Annotated in this window: 34 protein-coding genes and 1 pseudogene; 3 read left to right on the top strand and 32 right to left on the bottom strand. The window is 71.3% G+C overall.

Annotated features, from left to right (window positions below; genetic code table 11):
* Positions 1-103: 103 nt before the first annotated feature.
* Genes eccB through PSD17_RS29745 form a run of 3 tightly spaced genes read right to left on the bottom strand, consistent with a single transcriptional unit; the run spans position 104 to position 3,395 of the window.
* Positions 104-1,468 (bottom strand): type VII secretion protein EccB, encoded by a 1,365-nt coding sequence (gene eccB / locus PSD17_RS29755; protein ID WP_339125733.1) that lies wholly within the window; start codon positions 1,466-1,468, stop codon positions 104-106.
* A gap of 59 nt (positions 1,469-1,527) precedes the next feature.
* The gene (locus tag PSD17_RS29750) at positions 1,528-2,202 is read right to left on the bottom strand and encodes a response regulator transcription factor (protein WP_013677431.1); all 675 of its coding nucleotides are present in this window, start codon (positions 2,200-2,202) and stop codon (positions 1,528-1,530) included.
* Positions 2,199-3,395, bottom strand: coding sequence for a sensor histidine kinase (locus PSD17_RS29745; RefSeq protein ID WP_339125729.1), 1,197 nt, complete (start codon positions 3,393-3,395; stop codon positions 2,199-2,201). The genes PSD17_RS29750 and PSD17_RS29745 overlap by 4 nt, the downstream gene beginning before the upstream one ends.
* 212 nt (positions 3,396-3,607) lie before the next feature.
* Between PSD17_RS29745 and PSD17_RS29740 the strand changes: the two genes are divergently transcribed.
* On the top strand, positions 3,608-4,024 hold the full coding sequence (locus PSD17_RS29740; protein WP_013677433.1) for a DUF1707 SHOCT-like domain-containing protein: 417 nt from the start codon (positions 3,608-3,610) through the stop codon (positions 4,022-4,024).
* An 86-nt stretch (positions 4,025-4,110) separates the two neighbouring features.
* Here the strand turns inward: PSD17_RS29740 and truA are convergent, their stop codons facing one another.
* The 8 genes from truA to infA form a co-directional block, all read right to left on the bottom strand.
* The gene (gene truA / locus PSD17_RS29735; protein WP_013677434.1) at positions 4,111-4,902 is read right to left on the bottom strand and encodes a tRNA pseudouridine(38-40) synthase TruA; all 792 of its coding nucleotides are present in this window, start codon (positions 4,900-4,902) and stop codon (positions 4,111-4,113) included.
* 68 nt (positions 4,903-4,970) lie between these two features.
* Entirely contained in the window at positions 4,971-5,708 is a 738-nt protein-coding gene (gene rplQ / locus PSD17_RS29730; RefSeq protein ID WP_013677435.1) for a 50S ribosomal protein L17, sunset domain variant, read from the bottom strand.
* A gap of 2 nt (positions 5,709-5,710) precedes the next feature.
* Positions 5,711-6,754, bottom strand: a complete 1,044-nt coding sequence (locus PSD17_RS29725; protein ID WP_013677436.1) for a DNA-directed RNA polymerase subunit alpha — start codon at positions 6,752-6,754, stop codon at positions 5,711-5,713.
* Between the two features lie 102 nt (positions 6,755-6,856).
* Positions 6,857-7,462, bottom strand: a complete 606-nt coding sequence (rpsD, locus tag PSD17_RS29720; protein ID WP_013677437.1) for a 30S ribosomal protein S4 — start codon at positions 7,460-7,462, stop codon at positions 6,857-6,859.
* 20 nt (positions 7,463-7,482) lie between these two features.
* On the bottom strand, positions 7,483-7,890 hold the full coding sequence (gene rpsK / locus PSD17_RS29715; protein ID WP_013677438.1) for a 30S ribosomal protein S11: 408 nt from the start codon (positions 7,888-7,890) through the stop codon (positions 7,483-7,485).
* Positions 7,890-8,270: a 30S ribosomal protein S13 gene (rpsM, locus tag PSD17_RS29710; protein ID WP_013677439.1), complete on the bottom strand. Its 381-nt coding sequence runs from the start codon at positions 8,268-8,270 to the stop codon at positions 7,890-7,892. Before rpsM ends, rpsK begins: the two co-directional genes overlap by 1 nt.
* A 174-nt stretch (positions 8,271-8,444) precedes the next feature.
* On the bottom strand, positions 8,445-8,558 hold the full coding sequence (rpmJ, locus tag PSD17_RS29705) for a 50S ribosomal protein L36 (RefSeq protein WP_010148647.1): 114 nt from the start codon (positions 8,556-8,558) through the stop codon (positions 8,445-8,447).
* A gap of 34 nt (positions 8,559-8,592) precedes the next feature.
* The gene (gene infA / locus PSD17_RS29700) at positions 8,593-8,814 is read right to left on the bottom strand and encodes a translation initiation factor IF-1 (protein ID WP_004558881.1); all 222 of its coding nucleotides are present in this window, start codon (positions 8,812-8,814) and stop codon (positions 8,593-8,595) included.
* A 283-nt stretch (positions 8,815-9,097) separates the two neighbouring features.
* Here infA and PSD17_RS29695 point away from each other — a divergent pair, with 283 nt between their 5' ends.
* Positions 9,098-9,514, top strand: coding sequence for a hypothetical protein (locus tag PSD17_RS29695; protein WP_339125722.1), 417 nt, complete (start codon positions 9,098-9,100; stop codon positions 9,512-9,514).
* A 77-nt stretch (positions 9,515-9,591) separates the two neighbouring features.
* The gene (locus tag PSD17_RS29690) at positions 9,592-10,098 is read left to right on the top strand and encodes a hypothetical protein (RefSeq protein WP_339125720.1); all 507 of its coding nucleotides are present in this window, start codon (positions 9,592-9,594) and stop codon (positions 10,096-10,098) included.
* Here PSD17_RS29690 and PSD17_RS29685 read toward each other — a convergent pair.
* The 21 genes and pseudogenes from PSD17_RS29685 to rplV all read right to left on the bottom strand — a co-directional run bounded on the left by PSD17_RS29685 (position 10,085) and on the right by rplV (position 22,669).
* Entirely contained in the window at positions 10,085-11,464 is a 1,380-nt protein-coding gene (locus tag PSD17_RS29685) for an NAD(P)(+) transhydrogenase (Re/Si-specific) subunit beta (RefSeq protein WP_103381839.1), read from the bottom strand. The two genes, PSD17_RS29690 and PSD17_RS29685, sit on opposite strands and share 14 nt — an antisense overlap.
* Positions 11,461-11,811: an NAD(P) transhydrogenase subunit alpha gene (locus PSD17_RS29680; RefSeq protein ID WP_013677441.1), complete on the bottom strand. Its 351-nt coding sequence runs from the start codon at positions 11,809-11,811 to the stop codon at positions 11,461-11,463. The genes PSD17_RS29685 and PSD17_RS29680 overlap by 4 nt, the downstream gene beginning before the upstream one ends.
* A complete protein-coding gene (locus PSD17_RS29675) occupies positions 11,811-12,917 on the bottom strand; it encodes a Re/Si-specific NAD(P)(+) transhydrogenase subunit alpha (protein ID WP_041760037.1) in 1,107 nt (368 codons plus the stop codon). Before PSD17_RS29675 ends, PSD17_RS29680 begins: the two co-directional genes overlap by 1 nt.
* 186 nt (positions 12,918-13,103) lie before the next feature.
* Positions 13,104-13,928, bottom strand: coding sequence for a type I methionyl aminopeptidase (gene map, locus PSD17_RS29670; protein ID WP_339125717.1), 825 nt, complete (start codon positions 13,926-13,928; stop codon positions 13,104-13,106).
* 72 nt (positions 13,929-14,000) lie between these two features.
* Positions 14,001-14,549: an adenylate kinase gene (locus PSD17_RS29665; protein WP_013677444.1), complete on the bottom strand. Its 549-nt coding sequence runs from the start codon at positions 14,547-14,549 to the stop codon at positions 14,001-14,003.
* A gap of 129 nt (positions 14,550-14,678) precedes the next feature.
* Complete coding sequence (secY, locus tag PSD17_RS29660) at positions 14,679-15,995, bottom strand: preprotein translocase subunit SecY (RefSeq protein ID WP_013677445.1); 1,317 nt, start codon at positions 15,993-15,995, stop codon at positions 14,679-14,681.
* Between the two features lie 245 nt (positions 15,996-16,240).
* A complete protein-coding gene (gene rplO / locus PSD17_RS29655; RefSeq protein ID WP_013677446.1) occupies positions 16,241-16,690 on the bottom strand; it encodes a 50S ribosomal protein L15 in 450 nt (149 codons plus the stop codon).
* Positions 16,690-16,896 carry a 50S ribosomal protein L30 gene (gene rpmD / locus PSD17_RS29650; protein ID WP_013677447.1) on the bottom strand — a complete coding sequence of 69 codons (207 nt, stop codon included), beginning with the start codon at positions 16,894-16,896 and terminating at the stop codon, positions 16,690-16,692. The genes rplO and rpmD overlap by 1 nt, the downstream gene beginning before the upstream one ends.
* 5 nt (positions 16,897-16,901) lie before the next feature.
* Positions 16,902-17,537: a 30S ribosomal protein S5 gene (rpsE, locus tag PSD17_RS29645; RefSeq protein WP_013677448.1), complete on the bottom strand. Its 636-nt coding sequence runs from the start codon at positions 17,535-17,537 to the stop codon at positions 16,902-16,904.
* A gap of 40 nt (positions 17,538-17,577) precedes the next feature.
* Positions 17,578-18,000: a 50S ribosomal protein L18 gene (rplR, locus tag PSD17_RS29640; protein ID WP_013677449.1), complete on the bottom strand. Its 423-nt coding sequence runs from the start codon at positions 17,998-18,000 to the stop codon at positions 17,578-17,580.
* Positions 18,000-18,539 carry a 50S ribosomal protein L6 gene (rplF, locus tag PSD17_RS29635; protein ID WP_013677450.1) on the bottom strand — a complete coding sequence of 180 codons (540 nt, stop codon included), beginning with the start codon at positions 18,537-18,539 and terminating at the stop codon, positions 18,000-18,002. Before rplF ends, rplR begins: the two co-directional genes overlap by 1 nt.
* A gap of 16 nt (positions 18,540-18,555) precedes the next feature.
* Entirely contained in the window at positions 18,556-18,954 is a 399-nt protein-coding gene (gene rpsH, locus PSD17_RS29630; RefSeq protein WP_013677451.1) for a 30S ribosomal protein S8, read from the bottom strand.
* A 92-nt stretch (positions 18,955-19,046) separates the two neighbouring features.
* Positions 19,047-19,232: a type Z 30S ribosomal protein S14 gene (locus PSD17_RS29625; protein WP_013677452.1), complete on the bottom strand. Its 186-nt coding sequence runs from the start codon at positions 19,230-19,232 to the stop codon at positions 19,047-19,049.
* Between the two features lie 6 nt (positions 19,233-19,238).
* Positions 19,239-19,802, bottom strand: a complete 564-nt coding sequence (gene rplE / locus PSD17_RS29620) for a 50S ribosomal protein L5 (RefSeq protein ID WP_013677453.1) — start codon at positions 19,800-19,802, stop codon at positions 19,239-19,241.
* Position 19,803: 1 nt separating this feature from the next.
* On the bottom strand, positions 19,804-20,130 hold the full coding sequence (gene rplX, locus PSD17_RS29615) for a 50S ribosomal protein L24 (RefSeq protein ID WP_013677454.1): 327 nt from the start codon (positions 20,128-20,130) through the stop codon (positions 19,804-19,806).
* Between the two features lie 2 nt (positions 20,131-20,132).
* Complete coding sequence (rplN, locus tag PSD17_RS29610) at positions 20,133-20,501, bottom strand: 50S ribosomal protein L14 (RefSeq protein ID WP_013677455.1); 369 nt, start codon at positions 20,499-20,501, stop codon at positions 20,133-20,135.
* Positions 20,498-20,761 (bottom strand): 30S ribosomal protein S17, encoded by a 264-nt coding sequence (rpsQ, locus tag PSD17_RS29605; RefSeq protein WP_013677456.1) that lies wholly within the window; start codon positions 20,759-20,761, stop codon positions 20,498-20,500. The genes rplN and rpsQ overlap by 4 nt, the downstream gene beginning before the upstream one ends.
* On the bottom strand, positions 20,758-21,000 hold the full coding sequence (gene rpmC, locus PSD17_RS29600) for a 50S ribosomal protein L29 (protein WP_013677457.1): 243 nt from the start codon (positions 20,998-21,000) through the stop codon (positions 20,758-20,760). Before rpmC ends, rpsQ begins: the two co-directional genes overlap by 4 nt.
* Entirely contained in the window at positions 21,000-21,419 is a 420-nt protein-coding gene (gene rplP / locus PSD17_RS29595) for a 50S ribosomal protein L16 (RefSeq protein WP_013677458.1), read from the bottom strand. The genes rpmC and rplP overlap by 1 nt, the downstream gene beginning before the upstream one ends.
* Positions 21,328-22,238 (bottom strand): annotated as a pseudogene (rpsC, locus tag PSD17_RS29590) (30S ribosomal protein S3). The gene rplP and the pseudogene rpsC overlap by 92 nt, the downstream one beginning before the upstream one ends.
* Positions 22,238-22,669 (bottom strand): 50S ribosomal protein L22, encoded by a 432-nt coding sequence (rplV, locus tag PSD17_RS29585; protein ID WP_013677460.1) that lies wholly within the window; start codon positions 22,667-22,669, stop codon positions 22,238-22,240. Before rplV ends, rpsC begins: the two are co-directional and overlap by 1 nt.
* Positions 22,670-22,694 lie beyond the last annotated feature (25 nt).

The raw sequence follows: 22,694 nt of genomic DNA, 5'->3' as shown, positions 1-22,694 counted from the left end.
GCTCCCGGCCGCAACCTCACTGCTCCCTGGCCGCGCGAGCACGACGCGCAGGTTGCGCCCCGCGGCGGCAGCGCCCGCCGCGTGGCCGGCACGGGCGGCGTCGTCAGTTCCCGGCCACGGGGACGTCGACGACGCGGTCGGTGGCGCCCAGGTCGAGCGTCGCACCCGTCGGGAGCAGCGCCAGGACCGCGTCGGGCGCGGGCTCCGCGGCACCCAACCCGAGCGCCGCGGCGGTCGCGTCGTCGGCGACGTGGTGCACGACGCCCGTCGTCGACACCAGCGCCGGTCCCGTCCCGGTCCGCACCGGCCCACCGGCCCCCTCGCCCAGGACGACCGCGTCGGTCCGGGGGCCCGGTCCGTCGCGCTGCGCCAGGTCGACGGTGACGGCCCCACTCGGCACCGGGAGAGCGTCCCCCACCCCGACGCGCGCGCCGTTCGGCGTCCAGGTCCGGCACACGACCGGGGATCGCTCGGCCCACCGGGCCGGTGGGGCGGGCCACTCACCGAGGGGTGGCGTCGACACCCGCAGCGCCGCGACCGTCGTGGGGGCGACCGTCCCGACGGGGCGGCCCGAGCGCGCCGCGAGCACCTTCGCGAGCAGCGGTGGGACCTCGCGCAGCCCGGTGGGCAGCACGATGTACGACCTCTCCTCCACAGTGGACACGACGTCGCCGACCAGCGCGTCGACGCCGGTGGGCGGCCTCCCGCGGGGCAGTGACGGCGTCGCGAGCCGGCCGCCGTCGGGAACGACGGAGAGCAGGCCCGGGCTGATCGGCCGGACGGTCCCGGCGTCGGCACCGAGGCCGGCGAGCAGGGGTGCGTCGTCGAGGTCGATGCCGTACCGCACCCCGTCGACGATCGCGTAGGTCGCGCCGCCGCCGCGGACGAGCACGGCGGCGGGGTCGCCCGGCGCGGCCGCCCCACCCGCGACGACCGTCGTGCCGGTCAGCTCCGACCCGTCGGGCGTGACGCGGTCGCACACCGCCCACGCCCCGACGGGGCCCGGCCCCTCCGGGCGCACCCCGACCGCCGCGGGCGCCTCGGCGATCGGGGTGCGCGGGGCGCCGGCGAGGTCGTCGTCGTCGACGGTGACGGGGACGGCGGTCGCGGCGGCGGTGTCCCCCAGTGCCGCGAGCACGAGGCGGCCGGCGGCCGTGCCGGTGACCGGAATCAGCCGGTCGGGACCGTGCGCGACGGCGTAGAAGGTGCCGCCCTGCCGGGTCACGACGAGGTGCTGGCGGGTCCAGTCGGGGGCCGGGGCGATCGCGGCGTGCAGGGCGACGCCGCCGAGCGCGAGCAGCGCCAGCACGACCCCGGCGAACGCCGCCCGGCGTTGCGAGCGCAGCTGTTCGTGCTGCAGCACGGAGTCGCCCCGGACGAGCGCGGCCTCCATCCGCCGCAGCCCGAACCGGTAGGCGTCGGCCTGGTCGCGGGTGGCGGGATTGCGGATCGTGGCCGGTCGGACCATTCCGCGGACGTTATCCGGAGAAGCGCTTCTTCGTGGCGGTTCGACGGAACCGGCCGCGATCAGCTCGCCCAGCCCGGCCGCACGAGGCCGCTCTCGTACGCGAGCACGACGAGCTGCGCGCGGTCGCGACACCCGAGCTTGCCCATGGCCCTGCTGACGTGCGTCTTCGCCGTCGCCGGGCTGACGACGAGCCGCTCGGCGATGTCGTCGTTGGTCAACCCGCCCGCGACGAGAGCGACGACCTCCCGCTCCCGGTCGGTCAGCACCGTCAGCGCAGACGCGGCGACGGCCCCCGCCGGTCCCGATCGCACCGCGAACTCCTCGATCAGCCGTCGCGTGACGCCCGGTGACAGCAACGCGTCCCCGTCGGCGACGACCCGGACCGCGTGCACGAGCTCGGCGGGCTCGGTGTCCTTCACGAGGAAGCCGCTCGCCCCCGACCGGATGGCCTCGAAGACGTACTCGTCCTCGGCGAAGGTCGTCAGTACGACGACGCGCACCCCCGACAGCCGCGGGTCCGAGGCGATCTCGCGGGTCGCGGCGAGCCCGTCGAGCACGGGCATCCGGATGTCCATCAGCACGACGTCGGGTGTCTGCTCCACGGCGAGCCGCACCGCCTCGCGGCCGTCGGCGGCCTCGGCGACGACACCGACGCCGGGCTGGGCGTCGAGCAGTGCCCGGAACCCGGCCCGGACGAGCGCCTGGTCGTCGGCGAGCAGCACCCGCACGCTCACGACGCACCCACCGGCAGTCGTGCCTCCACCCGGAACCCGCCCCCGCCGGCAGGACCGGCCGTCAGCGCACCGCCGAGCGCGGTCGCCCGCTCGGTCATGCCCGCGATGCCACGTCCCGACCCGTCCGACGGGGCGGCGCCGGGCCCGTCGTCGGTGACGACGACGCGCAGGTCGGGCCCGTCGCGACGGATCGCGACGACGGCCGCCGCGCCCGGCGCGTGCCGACGGACGTTGGTGAGGGCCTCCTGCACGATCCGGTAGGCCGCGAGCCCGGCCTGCTCGTCGACCTCACCGAGCGGCCCATCGTCGACCAGCCGCACGTCGAGGCCCGCTTCGCACACGCGCCCGACGAGATCGGGCACCGCGCCGAGGCCCGGCACCGGACCGCGCGGCGCGGCTTCGTCGGCGCCGCGCAGCACCCCGAGGGTCGTGCGCATCTCGCGCAGCACCTCCTTGCTCGACCGCTTGATCGCGGTCAGCGCGTCGCGGGTCTGCGCGGGGTCGCCGCCGGAGTCCATCAGGTGCAGCGCCACCCCGGCCTGCACGTTGATCAGCGAGATGTGGTGACCGAGGACGTCGTGCAGCTCCCGGGCGATCCGCAGGCGTTCCTCGGTCGCACATCGCAGCCCGTACTCCGCGGCACGACGTCGCTCCTCGGCGACCCGCTCGCGCCGGACCCGCACGCCCTCCGACCCGACCAGCACGACGAGCATCCAGCCGACGAGCGCTCCGATCGCCGGGCCGGGCACGGGCGAGCCGCCGAGCGCGTGCGTGAGCAGGTAACCGCCGACCCCCACGAAGCCCACCAGCCAGGCGACGAGCCGTCTCCCGGCGACGACGGTCGCCACGAGCGCGACGATCGTCGCCAGCACGGCGGGGCCGCCGGGGTACCCGAGGCCGAAGTAGAGCAGGGACGCCGCGGTCGTCCCGACGAGCACCGCGACGGGGGCGCGCCGCACGGCGAGCAGGGCCAGCGGGCCGGCCACGAGGAGCAGGTAGGCCCAGACGTCGAGAGGCCGGGCGTCGGGCTGCCAGCGGGCGGCGGCGCTGCACACCCCGACCTGCACGACGAGCGTCACGACGACCGGTAGCACGGTCCAGGGCCACCCGCCGCCGTGGCGACCGAGCCCGTCGGCGGGCGCGCGCCCGACTGCATCCGGCGCTGCCGGGGCGCTCGTCCGGTCGGAGATCACGGGATCACGGTAGGCCGGTCGGGGCGGGTCGTCATCGGCGCCGCGGCGACGGTCCACGTACTCCCAGGGGAGTACGCGCCCCGCCACGAGCACACCCCGGGGCCGACATCGGATGCCCTCCCCGGCCCGACGCGCGCCGCCCTCGAACGCGCCAGGCTCGACGACGACGAACCCGAGGGACGACACCCGAGGACGAGACCGAGGAGCGCATGATGACCATCCCGCAGAACCCGGCGAAGCCCGTCCGCATCGGCGACGCCGATCGCGAGCGCGTCGCCGAACGCATCCGCGGCGCACTCGCCGAGGGCAGGCTGACCCTGGAGGAGGCCGACGAGCGGCAGGCGGCGGCCTACGCCGCCCGCGTCGAGGCGGACCTCGCCGAACTCACCGACGACCTGCCGGCACCGCCCCCGCCGCCCGCACCGCCGTTGTCGACGCAGGCGCGTACCCGGCTCGCCGTCCACGGCGCGGTCGTCGCCGCGCTCGCGACACTGCTGATCATCGGCTGGGCCACCTCGGCCGCGCCGTTCTTCTGGCCGGCGTGGCCGATGTTCTGGCTGGCGTTGAGCCTGTTCGTGCACGCACGCATCGCGCGCCGCCGGGAGGCCCGCCTGCAACCCGCCCGCTGACCGGTCCGTGCCGGGCGACGAGCACCGCGCGCCGGGCGAACACCACGCGTCGGCCGCACCTCGCCGCGCCCCTTCGGCAGGAGTCCTCAGCGGGTACGGATGTTGCGCGTCACCGCGGCGCGGGCGGCCAGCGCGTCGTCGGCAGGGTAGTCGACGCCGACGAGGGTGAGCCCGTGCGCGGGCGCGACCGCGACGTCGGAGGCCCGCTCGGCGCGGTCGAGCAGCCCCGCGGGCCATTCGACGGCCCGGCGCCCGCGCCCGACGTCGAGCATCGCCCCGACCAGACTGCGGACCATGCTGTGGCAGAAGGCGTCGGCGCTCAGCTCGGCGCGGACGACCCCGTCGGCGTCGACCGACCACGCGAACCGCAACAGCTCGCGGATCGTCGTCGCCCCCTCGCGGCGCCGGCAGAAGGCCGCGAAGTCGTGCTCGCCGAGCAGCGCGGTGGAGGCCCGTGCGACGGCGTCGAGGTCGATCGGGTGCGGCCAGGCCAGGGTGTCCCTCGCGCGCAACGGGTCGGCACCCCAGGGGGCCGTCGTCACGCGGTAGACGTAGTGCCGGCGCAGCGCGGAGAAGCGGGCGTCGAACTCGGGGGGCACCGCGGTCACGGCCCGCACCCGCACGTCCGGGGGCAGCAGCCGGGCGAGCCGGCGCACCAGCCGGTCGGGCTCGAGCTCTCCGCTCAGGTCGACGTGGGCCACCTGCCCGCTCGCGTGCACACCTGCGTCGGTCCGCCCGGCGACGGTCAGCGCGACGGGAGCGCGCACCAGTCGTTGCAGCGCATCGGTGAGCACACCGTGGACGGTGCGCCTGCCGGGCTGCGGGGCCCAGCCCGAGAAGTCGGTGCCGTCGTAGGCGATGTCGAGCCGGTAGCGCACCGTCGGCCCGACAGCGACGAGCCCGCCGTCCTCGTGGACGGCGGGCTCGTCGTGGTGCGGGGTGGGGATCAGGCCTCGTCGCCCTCGGCCTCGGCGTCGTCGGACGCCTCGTCCGCGGCGGCCTCACGCTGCGACTCGGGCAGCTGGAAGCCCGCGGCCTCGGCCGCCTCGGCGGAGGCGAACCAGACCTCGGCCACGGTGCGGTCGTAGAACGCCGAACCGGGGACGTGGTAGAGCATCGAGTCCGCGTTGCCCTTGATCTCGAAGCCCTCGGGGGCCTGCTGCGGGTCGTCCAGCGGGGCGTGGCTGCCCTCGCCGTACGGCGCGGTCGACTCCTCGGCCGCAGGCTCCTCCGCCGCCGGAGCGGCGGCCGCGGCCTGGGTCTTGTCCTCGGCCGCCCGCTGCGACGCGGCGACCCGGCGGGCCCGCTCGGCCTCGTCGGTGACCGTCTTCTGCGACACCAGCTCGATCACGGCCATCGGGGCGTTGTCGCCCTTGCGCGGCAGCGTCTTGGTGATGCGGGTGTAGCCGCCGTTGCGGTCGGCGAAGAACGGGCCGATGTCGGTGACCAGCCGGTGCACGACGTCCTTGTCCCGGATCACCTTGGCGATCTGGCGGATGTTGTGCAGGTCGCCCTTCTTGGCCTTGGTGATCAGGCGCTCCGCGTACGGACGCAGCCGCCGGGCCTTGGCCTCGGTGGTGGTGATGCGTCCGTGCTCGAACAGCTGCGTCGCCAGGTTGGCCAGGATCAGCCGCTGGTGCGCGGGCGAACCGCCGAGGCGGGGGCCCTTGGTGGGCTGAGGCATGGCTACAACTGCTCCGTTTCTGCGTAGTCCTGACCGTCGTCGCCGAAGGTGTCGGGGTCGAACCCGTCGGAGCCGTAGTCGACGGCCGCGGCCGACGGGTCGAATCCGGGCGGGCTGTCCTTCAGCGCGAGGCCGAGGCCGACGAGCTTCATCTTGACCTCGTCGATCGACTTGGCGCCGAAGTTGCGGATGTCGAGCAGGTCGGCCTCGGACCGGCCCACCAGCTCACCCACGGTGTGGATGCCCTCGCGCTTGAGGCAGTTGTAGGAGCGGACCGTGAGGTCGAGCTCCTCGATCGGCATCGCGAAGGCCGCGATGGTGTCGGCCTCCTGCGGCGACGGGCCGATCTCGATGCCCTCGGCGTCGACGTTGAGCTCGCGGGCGAGCCCGAACAGCTCGACGAGGGTCTTGCCGGCCGAGGCCAGCGCGTCCCGCGGGGTGATCGACGGCTTGGTCTCGACGTCGAGCACCAGCTTGTCGAAGTCGGTGCGCTGCTCGACACGGGTGGCCTCGACCTTGTAGGTCACCTTGAGGACCGGCGAGTAGATCGAGTCGACCGGGATGCGGCCGATCTCGGCGCCGGTGGCCTTGTTCTGCATGGCCGGGACGTAGCCACGACCCCGCTCGACGACGAGCTCCACCTCGAGGCGGCCCTTGTCGTTCAGGGTGGCGATGTGCAGGTCCGGGTTGTGCACGGTGACGCCGGCCGGGGGCACGATGTCGCCCGCGGTGACGGGGCCGGGGCCCTGCTTGCGCAGGTACATCGTCACCGGCTCGTCCTCCTCGGAGCTCACGACGAGCTCCTTGAGGTTGAGGATGATGTCGGTGACGTCCTCCTTGACGCCCGGCACGGTGGTGAACTCGTGCAGCACGCCGTCGATGCGGATGCTGGTCACCGCCGCCCCCGGGATGGAGGACAGGAGGGTGCGCCGGAGCGAGTTGCCCAGCGTGTAGCCGAAGCCGGGCTCGAGGGGCTCGATGACGAACCGCGACCGGGTCTCGGTGACCGAGTCCTCGGTCAGGGTGGGGCGCTGAGAGATCAGCACGATGTGTCTCCTTCGTGTGCCGCGGCAACCACTATTTGATGCCGCAGTGAGCCCCCCGCCCCACTGCAGGGCGGGGGGACGAACAGAGACCGCTGAGACCTACTACTTGGAGTAGAGCTCGACGATCAGCTGCTCGGTGACCTGCGTGTCGATCTGCGCCCGCTCGGGCAGCTGGTGCACGAGGATGCGCAGGTTCGACGGGACGACCTGGAGCCAGGCAGGGATCGGACGGTCGCCGAGGAGCTCCTTGGCGATGATGAACGGGTCCGTGCCCAGCGACTTCGGCTTCACGTCGATGATGTCGTACTGACCGACGCGGTAGCTCGGGATGTTGACCTTCTGGCCGTTGACCAGGAAGTGCCCGTGGTTCACGAGCTGACGGGCCATCCGCCGGGTGCGCGCGAGGCCCGCCCGGTAGACGACGTTGTCGAGCCGCGACTCGAGGATCTGCAGCAGGTTGTCACCGGTCTTGCCGGGACGCCGGTTGGCCTCCTCGTAGTACCGGCGGAACTGCTTCTCCAGCACGCCGTACGCGAAGCGCGCCTTCTGCTTCTCCTGCATCTGCAGGAGGTACTCCGTCTCCTTGATCCGGATCCGGCCGTGCTGGCCGGGCGGGTAGGGACGGCGCTCGAACGCCTGGTCGCCGCCGACGAGGTCGACCTTCAGCCGGCGGGACTTGCGGGTCATGGGGCCGGTGTAACGAGCCATGTCTGGTTACTCCCTTCCCCTTAGACGCGGCGCCGCTTGGGCGGGCGGCATCCGTTGTGCGGCTGGGGGGTCACGTCGCTGATGGTGCCGACCTCGAGGCCCGCGGCCTGCAGGGACCGGATCGCGGTCTCGCGACCGGAGCCCGGGCCCTTGACGAAGACGTCGACCTTCTTCATGCCGTGCTCGGCGGCCTTGCGGGCCGCGTTCTCGGCGGCCATCTGCGCGGCGAACGGCGTCGACTTGCGCGAGCCCTTGAAACCGACGTGGCCGGCGGAGGCCCACGCGATCACGGCACCGGTCGGGTCCGTGATGGACACGATGGTGTTGTTGAAGGTGCTCTTGATGTGCGCGTGGCCGTGCGCGACGTTCTTCTTCTCCTTGCGGCGGACCTTCTTGGGGCCCGCCGCGCCACGAGTACGGGGCGGCATTACTTCTTACCTGCCTTCTTCTTGCCGGCGACCGTCTTCTTCGGTCCCTTGCGGCCGCGGGCGTTGGTCTTGGTGCGCTGGCCGCGCACCGGCAGGCCCCGGCGGTGCCGGATCCCCTGGTAGCAGCCGATCTCGATCTTGCGACGGATGTCGGCCTGCACCTCGCGGCGCAGGTCGCCCTCGACGCGGAAGTTGGCCTCGATGTAGTCACGCAGGGCGGTCAGGTCCTCGTCGGAGAGGTCCTTGGACCGGAGGTCCTTGCTGATACCCGTGGCGTTGAGGATCTCCAGCGAGCGGGTACGCCCGATGCCGAAGATGTAGGTGAGCGCGATCTCCATCCGCTTGTCGCGGGGGAGGTCGACGCCGGCGAGTCGTGCCATGCGGCGGTGTTCTCCTCTTGTCGAATCCCCAGGTCTGCCCGATGTCCGCCCCGGTCCGACTCGTGGTCCGGGCCCCGGCCTGGGGGCCGGGGGTGGGCCGCGCCCGTGTGGCGCGACAGGTGCATCGGGTCCTCTGATGCGGTCAGGACGACCGCGACGTGCAGGGGGCGGCGATCAGCCCTGACGCTGCTTGTGACGCAGGTTCTCGCAGATCACCATGACCCGGCCGTGACGGCGGATCACCTTGCACTTGTCGCAGATCTTCTTGACGCTCGGCTGAACCTTCACGTCTGCTGCCTTCTCGTTCCGGTGGAGCGGGCGATCACTTGTAGCGGTAGACGATGCGGCCGCGGGACAGGTCGTAGGGTGAGAGCTCCACGACCACCCGGTCCTCGGGGAGGATCCGGATGTAGTGCTGCCGCATCTTCCCGCTGATGTGAGCCAGGACCTTGTGCCCGTTCTCCAGCTCCACGCGGAACATCGCGTTCGGCAGGGGTTCGACGACCCGGCCCTCGACCTCGATCGCCCCGTCTTTCTTGGCCATGTCCTCCGCGTTCCGTGATGTCGTGCTCAAGAGTGCTCTGTCGGTCGTGCTCCGGGCGCGACGACCAGGGTCGACGAACTCCGGAAGACACGCGGGACACCGGGAACGACATGCGGGAGGCACGACGGAACCGGCGCAACCCGACGCGCCGAACCACCAGTGTACGGGTCTTGCGTGCAGCCTTCACATTCGGGTACACGCGCGCGGGGAGAGGCCCGGCCGGGACGAGAGGTTCCGGACAAACCGGTTGAGACGACCCCGGTCCCGATGGTCGCATCCTGACGTGTCGGGCGTCGAGGCGGGCCCCTCCCGTGTGCCGCGGGCCCTGCGCCCCTTCCGCCGTCGCGAGTACCGGCTGCTGGTGTCGTCGATGGCCGCGTCCCTGCTCGCGACGGCGGTCTGGCTGGTCGCGATCGTCTGGCAGGTCATCGCGCTGGGCGGCGGCCCCGCGCAGCTCTCGGTCGTCGCGGCCGCCAACAGCGGCGGGCTGCTGTTGTCGGTGCTCGTCGGCGGCGTCGCGGCCGACCGGCTGGGGCTCGTCCTCTGCGCGGTCGAGGCGGTCCGGCTGGCCCCCCGACGTGCCCGCCGCCGCTGCGGCGGCACCGGGCGCGACCGCCACCGGGACCCCGACGATCGCGGCCGGCCCGGCGACCGCGGTGGCGTCCGCCCCGCGGGCCTCCGTCGTCGCCGACCTCGGTGAGGGGTTCCGCTATCTGCTGCGCACCGGCTGGCTGTTCGCGACGCTGGCCTTCGCGGTCCTGTACGTGCTCGTCGTGCTTGGGCCCGATCGAGGTGCTGCTGCCGTTCGCGGTCCGCGACCGGACCGGCGCCGGCCCGAGCGGCTACGCGACGGTGCTGGGCGCGTACGGAGTGGGTGGCGCGGTCGGCTCGATCATCACCTCGTCGCTGCGGATGCCGCGCCGCTACCTCACGACGATGATCCTGCTGTGGGGCGTCGGTGTCGCCCCGCTCGCGGTCATCGGCCTGACCGACCGGCACCTGCTCGGCCGGGTGTCGAGCCTGGACTTCTTCGTCTCGCTCGCACTGATGCCGGTCTCGATGGCGTTGGCCGGACCGGTCGGCGAGGCGTTGGGCGTCCCGCTGACGTTCGTGCTGGCCGGAACCGTCCCCCTGCTGCTCGCGGTGGCCGCGATCGTCGGCTGGCGGCTGCCCCGCGACGAGGTCGCGCACCCCCTCGACCCGCCTGTGGACGACGTCGGCGGGCCGCCCCCGGTCGTCCGGGAACGGCCCGCCGCGGCGGAGCCGGAGGTCAGAGGGCCTTGAGCTCCTCGGCGACCTCCATGACCGACTTCTTCGCGTCGCCGAACAGCATCGCCGTGTGGTCGGCGTAGAACAGCGGGTTGTCGATGCCCGCGAAGCCCGAGTTCATGGACCGCTTGAGGACGATGACCGACCTCGAGTCGTCGACGTTGAGCACCGGCATGCCGTAGATCGGGCTCGACGAGTCCGTCCGGGCCGCCGGGTTGGTGACGTCGTTCGCCCCGATCACCAGCGTCACGTCGGTGCGGGCGAACTCGTCGTTGATGTCGTCCATCTCCTTGAGGCTGTCGTAGGGCACATCGGCCTCCGCGAGCAGGACGTTCATGTGCCCGGGCATGCGCCCCGCGACCGGGTGGATCGCGTACTTGACCTCGACGCCCTTGGCCTCCAGCAGCTTCGCCATGTCCTTGACGGCGTGCTGGGCCTGCGCGACGGCCATCCCGTAGCCCGGGACGACGACGACCTGGTTGGCGTAGGCCATCTGGATCGCCGCGTCGGCCGCCGAGGTCGACTTGACGGTGCGCTCGACGCCGTCGGCACTCGGTGCCACGCCGCCACCGCCGAAGCCGCCCGCGACGATGGCCGGGATCGAGCGGTTCATCGCCTTGGCCATCAGGTTGGTGAGGATCGAGCCGGACGCGCCGACGATCATGCCCGCGACGATCATCGCCGTGTTGTTCAGCGCGAGGCCCGCGGCCGCGGCCGACAGCCCGGTGAGCGCGTTGAGCAGCGAGATGACGACGGGCATGTCCGCCCCGCCGATCGGGAACACGACCATCAGGCCCAGCACCGCGGCGAGGACCAGCAGCCCGATGATCCACAGCTCGGACGCCCCGCCGAGGCCCGCGACGACGGCGCACGCGATGGCGCCCAGCAGCAGCAGGAGGTTGACGGCCTGCTGCGCCCTGCCCAGCCCCATGGGCCGGCCCGGGAGGATCTCCTGCAGCTTGCCGAAGGCGACCAGCGAGCCCCAGAACGAGATCGAGCCGATGATCGCGGCGAACAGCGACGCGACGACCACGTAGGTCGCGGTGCCGGTGAAGTGGTCCTCGGTGCGGAACTCCGACCAGGCGATCAACGCGACCGCACCGCCGCCGACACCGTTGAACAGCGCCACCATCTGCGGCATCGCGGTCATCTTGACCTGACGCGCCGACGGGATGCCCAGCGCGGCACCGACGACGAGGCCGACGACGATCAGCAGCCAGTTGTGCTTGACCTGCAGCAGCGTGGCGACGACGGCGATCGTCATGCCGACCGCGGCGATCAGGTTGCCGCGCACTGCCGTCTTCGGTCCGGTCAGGCCCATCAGGCCGTAGATGAAGAGCGAGAACGCGACGATGTAGAGGATCGGGATGAGCGTGCTCACAGGTCAGCCCCGGCCTTTCCGTTGCTCTCCGGCTTCCCCGCCGATGCAGGGCTCGGCTCGGGGCGGGACTTGAACATGCCGAGCATGCGGTCGGTGACCAGGAAGCCGCCGATGACGTTGATCATCCCGAACGCGATGGCGACGACCAGCAGGATCGAGTCGACCACACCCGGGTTCTCGGTCGTGCCCAGTACGTAGAGACCACCGAGCAGGACGATGCCGTGGATGGCGTTCGTCCCCGACATCAGCGGCGTGTGCAGCGTGTTGGGGACCTTGGAGATGACGGCGAAGCCGACGAAGCCGGCCAGCACCAGGATCGCGATGTTCGCGAGCAGCCCGGATTCCATCAGTTCGCCACCTCCCGGGTGACGCACGACTTCGCGAGCACCTCGTCGTCCCAGTTCGGCGCGACCGCGCCGGTGTCGTCGAGCATCAGTTCCAGCAGCGCCGAGACGTTGCGCGAGTACAGCTCCGACGCGTGCTCGGGCATGGTCGCCGGCAGGTTCAGCGGCGAGGCGATCGTGACGTCGTGCTTGACGACGGTCCGGCCCGGCTCGGTGAGCTCGCAGTTGCCGCCGCTCTCCCCCGCGAGGTCGACGACGACGCTGCCCGGCTTCATGCCCTCGACCGCCTTGGCGGTGACCAGCGTCGGGGCGGTGCGGCCGGGGACGTTCGCCGTGGTGATGACGATGTCGAACCCGGTGATCGCCTCCTCGAGCCGCTTCTGCTGCTCGGCGCGTTCGGCCTCGGTGAGCTCGCGGGCGTACCCACCCTCGCCGACGGCCTCGATCCCGAGGTCCAACCACTGCGCGCCCAGCGAGCGCACCTGGTCGGCGACCTCGGGGCGGACGTCGTACCCGGTGGTGCGGGCGCCGAGCCGCTTCGCGGTGGCCAGCGCCTGCAGGCCCGCGACACCGACGCCCAGCACGAGCGCGGTCGCCGGCTTCACCGTGCCGGCCGCCGTCGTGAGCATCGGGAAGAAGCGTGTCGACTCCGACGCGGCCAGCAGCACCGCCTTGTACCCGGCGACGTTGGCCTGTGACGACAGCGCGTCCATCGACTGGGCGCGCGAGATCCGCGGCACCGATTCCATCGCGAAGGCCGTGACGCCGGCGGCCTTGAGCGCCGCCGTCGTCTCCTTGGCCGTCAGCGGCGCGAGGAAGCCGATCAACGTCGACCCGGACGACAGCCGCCCGATCTCCTCCGACGTCGGCGGCGCCACCTTGACGACCACGTTCGCCGACCACGGGTCGCCGATGCGCGCGCCCGCCGCGGTGTACAGCTCGTCAGGGATCAGGGCGCCCAGCCCGGCGCCCGACTCGACCACGACCTCGACCCCGCGGCCGCGGAGCTTCTCGATCACCTTGGGCACGAGCGCGACTCGGCGCTCTCCTTCACCCGCCTCGCGGGGCACACCCACCGAGGTGTGCGGCGCTCCGGCATCTGCACTCATGGGCAGAACTTAGACCACGCACGACGAAAGACCAGCGGGCTCGCGTCACACGAACGCAACGACCGCAGGTCAGGCGATCCTCATTAGACGAGGATCACTTTCGCGAGGTTCCGCCCGCGACCGTGCAATCGTCGCCCACAGGACGGGCGTACTGCAAGGCGGATGCGGCGAGCGTCACCCCGCCGGCTACGCCGCGGTGAGCACCCACGGTCCGTCGTCGGTGATCGCGACGGTGTGCTCCCAGTGCACGGCCCGCTTGCCGTCGGCGGTGACGACGGTCCAGCCGTCGTCGAGCTCGCGGGTCTGGGGCTCGCCCGCGGTGATCATGGGCTCGATGGCCAGCGCCATCCCCGGCCGCAGCCGCAGCCCGTGGCCGGCGTCGCCGAAGTTCGGCAGGAACGGGTCCATGTGCATCGACGTCCCGATGCCGTGGCCGCCGTACTCCGCGACGATCCCGTAGTCGGCGCCGTCGCGGTACGCGGCCTTCTCGACGGCCGTCTGCACGGCGTGCGAGATGTCGGTGAGCCGCCCCCCGGGCAGCGCCGCCGCGATTCCCGCCTGCAGCGACTCCGCGCACGCGGCCGACAGCGCGCGGTCGGCAGCCGAGACCTCACCGATCTCCAGCGTCACCGCCGCGTCCCCGTGCCAGCCCTCGACGATCGCGCCGCAGTCCACCGACACCAGGTCGCCCTCGGCGAGGATCTGGGCCGCCGACGGGATGCCGTGCACGATCTGATCGTTCACCGAGGCGCAGATCGACGCCGGGTACCCGTGGTAGCCCAGGAACGACGGGACGCCGTTGCCGTCGCGGATGGTCTGCTCGGCGAGCGCGTCGAGATCGGCCGTGCTCACGCCCGGCTTCGCCAACGTCGTCACCGCCTCGAGGGTCCGGGCGACGAGCAGGCCCGCCACACGCATCGCCTCGAGCTCGCCGCGCGTCTTCACCTCGACGTCACGGCCTCGGAACCGGGCCAGAGCCCCCCGTACGCCGCCCCGTCCCTCGCCGTTCATCGACGCTCCTCGCTCGTGCCGCATCCGCCCGGCCCCGCCGGAGGCCGGACGGTGTCGGCGTCTCGGGTCGTGTCAGCGTTCGGGCAGTGCCGCGAACACCCGGTCGGTGATCTCGGCGACCTCGCCGACGGCGTCCACGGTGACGAGCCGGTCGCGGTAGTAGTCCAGCAACGGCGCGGTCTCGTCGCGGTAGACCTGCTGCCGGTTGCGGATGACGTCCTCGGTGTCGTCCGAACGTCCACGCGCGAGCAGCCGCTCGACGACGACGTCCTCCGGCACCTGCAGCTCGACGACCGCGTCGAGCTCGTCGCCGGTCTCGGCGAGGATCTCGGCCAGCGCGTCGGCCTGCGCGGTGGTGCGCGGGAAACCGTCGAGCAGGAAGCCCTTGGCGGCGTCGGGGTCGGCGAGCCGGGCCTTGACCATCCCGACGGTCACCGAGTCCGGGACCAGGTTGCCGGCGTCCATGTACCCCTTGGCCTCGAGACCCAGCGGCGTCTCGCCCGCGAGGTTGGCCCGGAACAGGTCACCCGTCGAGATGTGGGGAATGCCGAGCTGCTCGGCGATCCGCACCGCCTGGGTGCCCTTGCCCGCTCCCGGCGGACCGACCAGAACGAGTCGCACGCGAAACCAACCTCCCTGTGAATACGATCGCGGTGGTGCCGAACGTCGCCGGCGGGGTGCGGCGGGCGGCGGGACGGGGCAGCGCACGGCTGCGGATGACGCGCCGCGCTGACTGCCGTCCATCGCACCTTAACGCAGGAAACCCTCGTAGTTCCGCTGCATGAGCTGGCTCTCGATCTGCTTCACAGTGTCGAGGCCGACACCGACCATGATCAGCACGGCCGTGCCGCCGAAGGGGAAGTTCTGGTTCTGCCCGCTGCCGGTGATCCCGAGGAAGAAGTTCGGCAGGACCGCGATGATGCCCAGGTACAGCGAGCCGGGCAGCGTGATGCGCGACAGGACGAAGTTCAGGTACTCGGCCGTCGGTCTGCCGGGCCGGATGCCCGGGATGAAGCCGCCGAACTTCTTCATCTCGTCGGCGCGCTCGTCGGGGTTGAACGTGATGCCGACGTAGAAGTACGTGAAGAAGATGATCAGTGCCACGTACAGCACGATGTGCAGCCAGTTCGACTGGTCGACGAGGTAGGTCTGCACGAACTGCTGGAACCAGCCGGAGCCGTCGCTGCCGCCCGCGAGCTGGGCGATCAGGCTCGGGAGGTAGAGCAGCGAGCTGCCGAAGATGACCGGGATGACGCCGGCCTGGTTGACCTTCAACGGCAGGTAGGTCGACGTGCCGCCGTACATCCGGCGGCCGACCATGCGCTTGGCGTACTGGACCGGGATCCGCCGCTGGCCCTGCTCGACGAAGACGACGCTCGCGATGATGGCCAGGCCGAACACGCAGACACCGGCGAAGACCAGGCCGCCGGAGTTGTCGAGGATGTTCTTGCCCTCGGCCGGGATGCGGTGCGCGATCGAGGCGAAGATCAGCAGCGACATGCCGTTGCCGATGCCGCGCTCGGTGACCTGCTCGCCCAGCCACATGACGACCGCGGTGCCCGCCGTCATCACGATGACCATGACCGCGAGGGCGAAGACGCTGGTGTCGGGAATGACGGGCAGCGAGCAGCCCTGGAACAGCACGCCCCGGACCGCGAGCGCCACGATGCCCGTGGCCTGCAGGACCGCGAGCGCGATGGTGAGGTAGCGGGTGTACTGGGTCAGCTTGTTCTGACCCGACTGCCCTTCCTTCTTCAGCTGCTCGAACCGCGGGATGACGACCGTGAGCAGCTGGACGATGATGCTCGCCGTGATGTACGGCATGATGCCCAGCGCGAGGATCGACAGCTGGAGCAGCGCACCGCCGGAGAACAGGTTGATCAGCGAGTAGACGCCCGAGTTCTCGCCACCCTCGACCTGCTGGATGCACTGCTGGACGTTCGGGAAGGACACCCCGGGGGACGGGATGTTCGCCCCCAGGCGGTACACGGCGACGATGCCCAGCGTGAAGAGGATCTTCTTCCGTAGGTCTGGCGTCGTCAGTGCTGACCGGAACGCGCTGAGCACTCGAGCCCCTCCTACTACGTCGGCGGCACTCCGCCGGTGGCCGGTTCGACCGGCTGGTGATGGTCCGGCGGCGCCGCCCCCGCGGCGACGTGTCCCGCCGCGGACGGTGTCGGCGCCTCTCCGGCCCGCTGCCGTCGCCCGCGAGCCGCGGCGACGGACCCGAGCGACTCTAACAGCGACGACGCCGCCCGTTCCCGGCCCCCGTACGACGAGGGGACCAGCGGGAACGAGCGGCGTCGGTCGGACTACAGCTCGGTGGTGGACCCGCCGGCTGCGGCGATCTTCTCCTTGGCGCTGCCGGAGAACTTGTGCGCCGACACGGTGAGCGCGACGCCGTCGAGCTCGCCGTCGCCGAGCACCTTGACGAGCTCGTTGCGGCGGACCGCACCGGCGGCCACGAGCTCGGCCGGGCCGACCTCGCCACCCTCGGGGAAGAGCACCGCGAGGTCGCCGACGTTGACGACCTGGTACTCGACCCGGAACCGGTTCTTGAAGCCCTTCAGCTTGGGCAGCCGCATGTGCAGGGGCATCTGCCCACCCTCGAAGGCCGGCGAGACGGTCTTGCGTGCCTTGGTGCCCTTGGTACCGCGGCCGGCCGTCTTGCCCTTGCTGCCCTCACCGCGCCCGACCCGCGTCTTGGCGGTCTTGGCCCCCGGCGCCGGGCGCAGGTGGTGGACCTTGATGGTGTCGCTCATCAGGAGCTCACCTCCTCCACCGTCACGAGGTGCCGCACGGTGTTGATCATGCCGCGAACCTGGGGGTTGTCGTCCCACTCCGCGGTCTGACGGATCTTGCGAAGCCCGAGGGACTTCAGGGTCTCGCGCTGGTTCTGCTTGCGCCCGATGGCGCTGCGGACCTGCGTGACCTTCAGCTTCTTGCCCTGCTGTTCCGTCGATGCCATGTCGCTCACGCCCTCGCAGCCGCGGCGGCCTCGGCGCGAGCACGCAGCATGGACGCCGGTGCGACGTCCTCCAGCGGCAGGCCGCGGCGGGCCGCGACCTCCTCCGGACGCTGGATCTGCTTGAGCGCCGCGATGGTCGCGTGGACGACGTTGATCGCGTTGTCGCTGCCGAGCGACTTCGACAGGATGTCGTGGATACCGGCGCACTCCAGGACCGCGCGGACGGGGCCACCGGCGATGACACCGGTACCGGGGCTGGCCGGGCGCAGCATGACCACGCCCGCCGCCGCCTCGCCCTGGACCCGGTGCACGATCGTGCCGCCGATGCGCGGGACGCGGAAGAAGTTCTTCTTCGCCTCCTCGACACCCTTGGCGATCGCGGCCGGGACCTCCTTGGCCTTGCCGTAGCCGACGCCCACGAGGCCGTCGCCGTCGCCGACGATCATCAGCGCGGTGAAGCTGAAGCGCCGACCACCCTTGACGACCTTGGCCACGCGGTTGATCGTGACCAGTCGCTCGATGTACGGGGTCTTGTCCTGGGCCGCCCCGCCACGGCCTCCGTCGCGGCGGTCCCGGCGGTCGCGGTTGTCGCCGCTGCCGCCACCGGGGCCTCCGCCGTCACGCCGCGTACGTCCCGGCATCAGACGTTCCCTTCACTACTGTGGATGAACTTCGCGGTCATCAGAACTCCAGCCCGCCCTCGCGGGCGGCGTCGGCCAGTGCCGCGATCCGGCCGTGGTAGCCGTTGCCGCCGTGGTCGAAGACGACCGCGTCGATGCCCGCCGACTTGGCGCGGGCCGCGATCAGCTCGCCGACCTTGGCGGCCTTGGCCTTCTTGTCGCCCTCGACCGACGCGACGTCGGCCTCGAGGGTCGACGCGGCCGCCAGCGTGTGGCCGGCCAGGTCGTCGATCAGCTGCACGAACACGTGCCGCGAGCTGCGCTTGACGGCCAGCCGCGGACGGGCCGGCGTGCCGGCGATCTTCTTGCGCAGCCGCGCGTGCCGGCGCGTCCGCGCCACCCGGCGGGTGCTCGAGATGTTCGAGGCGGCACGCTTCTTGGCGTTGGCCGACGTCGAGGTCTGAGTCGATGCTGTCTGGGCCATCACTTACCCGTCTTTCCGACCTTGCGGCGGACGACCTCGCCCGCGTACCGCACGCCCTTGCCCTTGTAGGGCTCGGGCTTGCGGATCTTGCGGATGTTGGCGGCGGTCTCGCCCACGAGCTGCTTGTCGATGCCCGAGACAGAGAACTTGGTCGGCGACTCGACGGCGAACGTGATGCCCTCGGGCGGCGTGACGACGACCGGGTGGCTGAAGCCCAGCGCGAACTCCAGGTTCGAACCCTTGAGCGCGACGCGGTAACCGACGCCGACGATCTCGAGCTTCTTCTCGTAGCCGGCGGTGACGCCGACGACGAGGTTGTTGACCAGCGTGCGCGACAGGCCGTGGTAGGCCTTGCTGCGGCGCTCGTCGTCAGGGCGCTTCACCAGCACCGTGCCGTCGTCACCGCGCTCGACGGTGATCGGCTCGATGACGGTGTGCGACAGGGTGCCCTTGGGACCCTTGACCGTGACGGTGCGGCCCTCGATGGCCACGTCGACGCCCGCCGGAACGGTGATCGGCAGTTTCCCGATGCGCGACATCGTTACTTCTCCCTTCTCACCAGACGTAGGCGAGGACTTCCCCGCCCACGCCGTCCCGGTTGGCCTGGCGGTCCGTGAGGAGGCCCTTCGACGTCGAGATGATCGCGACGCCGAGGCCACCCAGGACCCGCGGCAGGTTGCTGGACTTCGCGTAGACCCGCAGGCCGGGCTTGGAGACCCGGCGCACACCGGCGATGCTGCGCTCCCGGTTGCGGCCGTACTTGAGCTCGATCACGAGGGACTTGCCGACCTCGGCGTCCTCGGTGTGGTGCGAGGCGATGTAGCCCTCCTTCTGAAGGATCTCCGCGATGGCGACCTTCAGCTTGGAGTGGGGCATCACGACGCGGTCGTGGTAGGCCGAGTTCGCGTTGCGCAGACGGGTCAGCATGTCTGCGATCGGATCGGTCATCGTCATGGTGACGTCACTACTTTCCCGCCCTGGTTCCCCCTGGCCGGAGAACTGGACTCCGTCGGGGGCCTGTGGCGATCAGGAAAAGCAGCTGGCTCTTACCAGCTGGACTTGCTCACACCGGGCAGCTCGCCCGCGTGCGCCATCTGGCGCACGCAGACGCGGCACAGCCCGAACTTGCGCAGGACCGCACGCGGGCGGCCGCACTTCTGGCAGCGCGTGTAGCCGCGGACCTTGAACTTCGGGGTCCTGGCGGCCTTGATCACCAATGCCTTCTTGGCCATGGCGGGTCAGCTCTCCTTGAAGGGGAAGCCGAGCTTGCGCAGCAGCGCCCGGCCTTCCTCGTCGGTGGTCGCCGTCGTCACGACCGTGATGTCCATGCCGCGCTGCCGGTCGATCGTGTCGGGGTCGATCTCGTGGAACATCGTCTGCTCCGTGAGACCGAACGTGTAGTTGCCCCGGCCGTCGAACTGCGTGGCCGACAGGCCGCGGAAGTCGCGGATACGCGGCAGGGCGATCGTCAGCAGCCGGTCCAGGAACTCCCACATCCGGTCGCCCCGCAGGGTGACCTTGGCGCCGATCGGCATGCCCTCACGCAGCTTGAACTGCGCGATGGACTTGGTGGCTCGGCGGACCTGCGGGCGCTGGCCGGTGATGGTGGCCAGGTCGCGGACGGCGCCGTCGATCAGCTTCGCGTCGCGGGCGGCGTCGCCGACACCCATGTTGACGACGACCTTCACCACGCCCGGGATCTGCATGACGTTGCCGTAGGAGAACTGCTCGCGCAGCTCACCCTTGATCTCGTCGACGTAGCGCTGCTTGAGGCGCGGCGCCACCTTTTCGGCGGTGGTCATGTCAGATCTCCTTCCCGGAACGACGGGAGATCCGGACGCGCTTGGTCTTGCCGTCCTCGGTCTCGACGACCTTCTTGCCGACGCGCGTCGGCTTGCCGTCCGAGTCGACGACCATCACGTTCGAGACGTGGATGGCGGCCTCCTGCGTGACGATGCCGCCGGACTGCGCGCCCCGCTGGTTCTGGCTGATGCGGGTGTGCTTCTTGATCCGGTTCACGCCCTCGACGAGGACGCGGTCGCGGTCGGGGTAGGCCTGGATGACCTTGCCCTTGGCGCCCTTGTCCTTGCCGGCGATGACGAGAACCGTGTCGCCCTTCTTGACCTTCATCCCTACAACACCTCCGGCGCGAGGGAGATGATCTTCATGAACCGCTTGTCGCGAAGCTCGCGACCGACCGGGCCGAAGATGCGGGTCCCCCGCGGCTCACCGTCGGCCTTGATCAGGACGGCGGCGTTCTCGTCGAACCGGATGTAGCTGCCGTCCGGCCGACGCTTCTCCTTGACCGTGCGCACGACGACGGCCTTGACGACGTCACCGCGCTTCACGCCGGCGCCCGGGATCGCTTCCTTCACGGTCGCGACGATGATGTCGCCGATCCCCGCGTAGCGACGCGCCGAGCCGCCCAGCACCCGGATGCACAGGATCTCCTTGGCACCGGTGTTGTCGGCGACGCGCAGCCGCGACTCCTGCTGGATCACTTCGCCTTCTCCAGGATCTCGACCAGGCGCCAGCGCTTCGTCGCCGACAGCGGTCGGGTCTCCATCAGGCGGACGCGGTCGCCGACGCCGGCCGTGTTGGCCTCGTCGTGCGCCTTGACCTTGCTGGTCCGCCGGATGACCTTGCCGTACAGCGGGTGCTTCACGCGGTCCTCGAGCGAGACGACGATCGTCTTGTCCATCTTGTCGGACACGACGAGTCCCTCGCGGACCTTCCGCTCCCCGCGCGTGTTGTCGCTCATGCCGCGCCCTCGTTGTCGGTCGGGGCGGCGGACAGGCCCAGCTCACGCTCGCGCATCACCGTGTAGATGCGCGCGATGTCGTGGCGGACGGTCCGCAGCCGCCGGTTGTTGTCCAGCTGCCCGGTCGCCATCTGGAAGCGGAGGTTGAACAGCTCCTCCTTGGACTCCTTAACGCGCAGGACGAGCTCCTCGTCGGTCAGCTCGCGCAGCTCGGCAGCGGTGGTACCCGCGGAGGCCATCAGATGTCACCACCCTCGCGGGTCACGATCCGGCACTTCATCGGCAGCTTGTGGATGGCGCGACGCAACGCCTCCCGAGCGGTCTGCTCGTTCGGGAAGCTCATCTCGAAGAGCACCCGGCCGGGCTTCACGTTGGTCACCCACTTCTCGGGCGAGCCCTTGCCGGAACCCATGCGGGTCTCGGCGGGCTTCTTGGTCAGCGGCCGGTCCGGGAAGACGTTGATCCACACCTTGCCGCCACGACGGATGTGCCGGTTGATGGCGATACGCGCGGACTCGATCTGCCGGTTCGTCACGTAGGCCGGCTCGAGGGCCTGGATGCCGTAGTCACCGAAGGTGACCCGGGTGCCGCCCGTCGAGGCTCCGGTCCGGTGCGGCCGGTGCTGCTTGCGGTGCTTCACCTTGCGCGGGATCAGCATGACTCAGGACTCCCCACCGGTGCTGGGGGCGTCGGTGGTGGCCACGGAGCCACCGGCCTGCTCGGCGGCGGCGCGCCCGGCGTCGGTGCTCGTCGCCGTGGTGCCCGAGGCACCGGAACGGCGGCGGGCGGGACGCTCGCGGCGCGGGCCGCGGCCCGGCTCGGCGGCGGCGGGAACGCCCTCACGGCGGCCACCGACGACGTCACCCTTGTAGATCCAGACCTTCACGCCGATGCGGCCGAAGGTCGTACGGGCCTCGAACAGGCCGTAGTCGATGTCCGCGCGCAGCGTGTGCAGCGGGACGCGACCCTCGCGGTAGAACTCCGAGCGCGACATCTCCGCACCGCCGAGGCGGCCCGAGCACTGCACGCGGATGCCCTTGACCTGCGGGCTGCGCATGGCCGACTGGATGGCCTTGCGCATCGCCCGCCGGAACGCGACCCGGTTGGACAGCTGCTCGGCGACGCCCTGCGCGACGAGCTGCGCGTCGGACTCCGCGTTCTTGACCTCGAGGATGTTGAGCTGGACCTGCTTCTTGGTCAGCTTCTCGAGTGCGCCGCGGATGCGGTCGGCCTCGGCGCCGCGGCGGCCGATGACGATGCCGGGACGCGCGGTGTGGATGTCCACGCGGACGCGGTCGCGGGTGCGCTCGATCTCGACCTTGGAGATGCCGGCCCGCTCCATGCCCTTGGAGAGCATGCGGCGGATCTCGACGTCCTCCTTGACGTACTCGGCGTACTGCTTGTCCGCGTACCAGCGGGACTTCCAGTCAGTGGTGATACCGAGCCGGAACCCGTGCGGGTTGATCTTCTGCCCCATCAGCGGGCCCTCCCCTTCGCACCACGACCGCCGCGTCCGCCGGCCTTGGCGACCGGCCGCGACTCGACCTCGATGGTGATGTGGCTCGTGCGCTTGCGGATCCGGTAGGCGCGACCCTGCGCGCGCGGCCGGATGCGCTTGAGCGTCGGGCCCTCGTCGACGTAGGCCACGGCCACCACGAGGGTGTCGGGGTCCATGTCGAAGTTGTTCTCGGCGTTCGCCGCGGCGCTCGCCACGACCTTGGCCACCGGCTCCGCGGCGGCCTGCGGCGAGAACCGCAGGACGCTGAGAGCCTCGGCGACCGGACGCCCCTTGATGAGCTCGACCACGCGCCGCACCTTGGTCGGCGACATGCGGACGAACCGTGCCCTGGCGAACGCGCGAGCGGGCTCGAGCGCGGCGCCGGCGGTGTCCTGGCTGGTGTCAGCCATGTGTTTCCACCCTCTCCTGGCTGCT

The organism is Pseudonocardia sp. D17, assembly GCF_036984265.1.
Classification (GTDB): domain Bacteria; phylum Actinomycetota; class Actinomycetes; order Mycobacteriales; family Pseudonocardiaceae; genus Pseudonocardia; species Pseudonocardia benzenivorans.
Note: the sequence above shows the minus strand (reverse complement) of the source record. Positions and strands in the feature narration are given on the sequence as shown.

Coding starts and splice junctions, on each gene's coding strand:
- rplP (WP_013677458.1), bottom strand. CDS start 21,419: ATGCTGATCCCGCGCAAGGTGAAGCACCGCAAGCAGCACCGGCCGCAC.
- rplF (WP_013677450.1), bottom strand. CDS start 18,539: ATGTCGCGCATCGGGAAACTGCCGATCACCGTTCCGGCGGGCGTCGAC.
- map (WP_339125717.1), bottom strand. CDS start 13,928: ATGAACGGCGAGGGACGGGGCGGCGTACGGGGGGCTCTGGCCCGGTTC.
- rplV (WP_013677460.1), bottom strand. CDS start 22,669: ATGGCTGACACCAGCCAGGACACCGCCGGCGCCGCGCTCGAGCCCGCT.
- rplE (WP_013677453.1), bottom strand. CDS start 19,802: ATGACCACCGCCGAAAAGGTGGCGCCGCGCCTCAAGCAGCGCTACGTC.
- infA (WP_004558881.1), bottom strand. CDS start 8,814: ATGGCCAAGAAAGACGGGGCGATCGAGGTCGAGGGCCGGGTCGTCGAA.
- rpsH (WP_013677451.1), bottom strand. CDS start 18,954: ATGACGATGACCGATCCGATCGCAGACATGCTGACCCGTCTGCGCAAC.
- rpmD (WP_013677447.1), bottom strand. CDS start 16,896: ATGGCATCGACGGAACAGCAGGGCAAGAAGCTGAAGGTCACGCAGGTC.
- rplQ (WP_013677435.1), bottom strand. CDS start 5,708: ATGCCTCAGCCCACCAAGGGCCCCCGCCTCGGCGGTTCGCCCGCGCAC.
- rplO (WP_013677446.1), bottom strand. CDS start 16,690: ATGAGCGACACCATCAAGGTCCACCACCTGCGCCCGGCGCCGGGGGCC.
- rpsE (WP_013677448.1), bottom strand. CDS start 17,537: ATGCCGGGACGTACGCGGCGTGACGGCGGAGGCCCCGGTGGCGGCAGC.
- rplX (WP_013677454.1), bottom strand. CDS start 20,130: ATGAAGGTCAAGAAGGGCGACACGGTTCTCGTCATCGCCGGCAAGGAC.
- PSD17_RS29740 (WP_013677433.1), top strand. CDS start 3,608: ATGACCATCCCGCAGAACCCGGCGAAGCCCGTCCGCATCGGCGACGCC.
- PSD17_RS29675 (WP_041760037.1), bottom strand. CDS start 12,917: ATGAGTGCAGATGCCGGAGCGCCGCACACCTCGGTGGGTGTGCCCCGC.
- rpsM (WP_013677439.1), bottom strand. CDS start 8,270: ATGGCACGACTCGCCGGCGTCGACCTCCCCCGCGACAAGCGGATGGAG.
- rplR (WP_013677449.1), bottom strand. CDS start 18,000: ATGGCCCAGACAGCATCGACTCAGACCTCGACGTCGGCCAACGCCAAG.
- PSD17_RS29625 (WP_013677452.1), bottom strand. CDS start 19,232: ATGGCCAAGAAGGCATTGGTGATCAAGGCCGCCAGGACCCCGAAGTTC.
- rpmC (WP_013677457.1), bottom strand. CDS start 21,000: ATGGCCTCCGCGGGTACCACCGCTGCCGAGCTGCGCGAGCTGACCGAC.
- rpsK (WP_013677438.1), bottom strand. CDS start 7,890: ATGCCGCCCCGTACTCGTGGCGCGGCGGGCCCCAAGAAGGTCCGCCGC.
- eccB (WP_339125733.1), bottom strand. CDS start 1,468: ATGGTCCGACCGGCCACGATCCGCAATCCCGCCACCCGCGACCAGGCC.
- rpsD (WP_013677437.1), bottom strand. CDS start 7,462: ATGGCTCGTTACACCGGCCCCATGACCCGCAAGTCCCGCCGGCTGAAG.
- PSD17_RS29680 (WP_013677441.1), bottom strand. CDS start 11,811: ATGGAATCCGGGCTGCTCGCGAACATCGCGATCCTGGTGCTGGCCGGC.
- rpsQ (WP_013677456.1), bottom strand. CDS start 20,761: ATGAGCGACAACACGCGCGGGGAGCGGAAGGTCCGCGAGGGACTCGTC.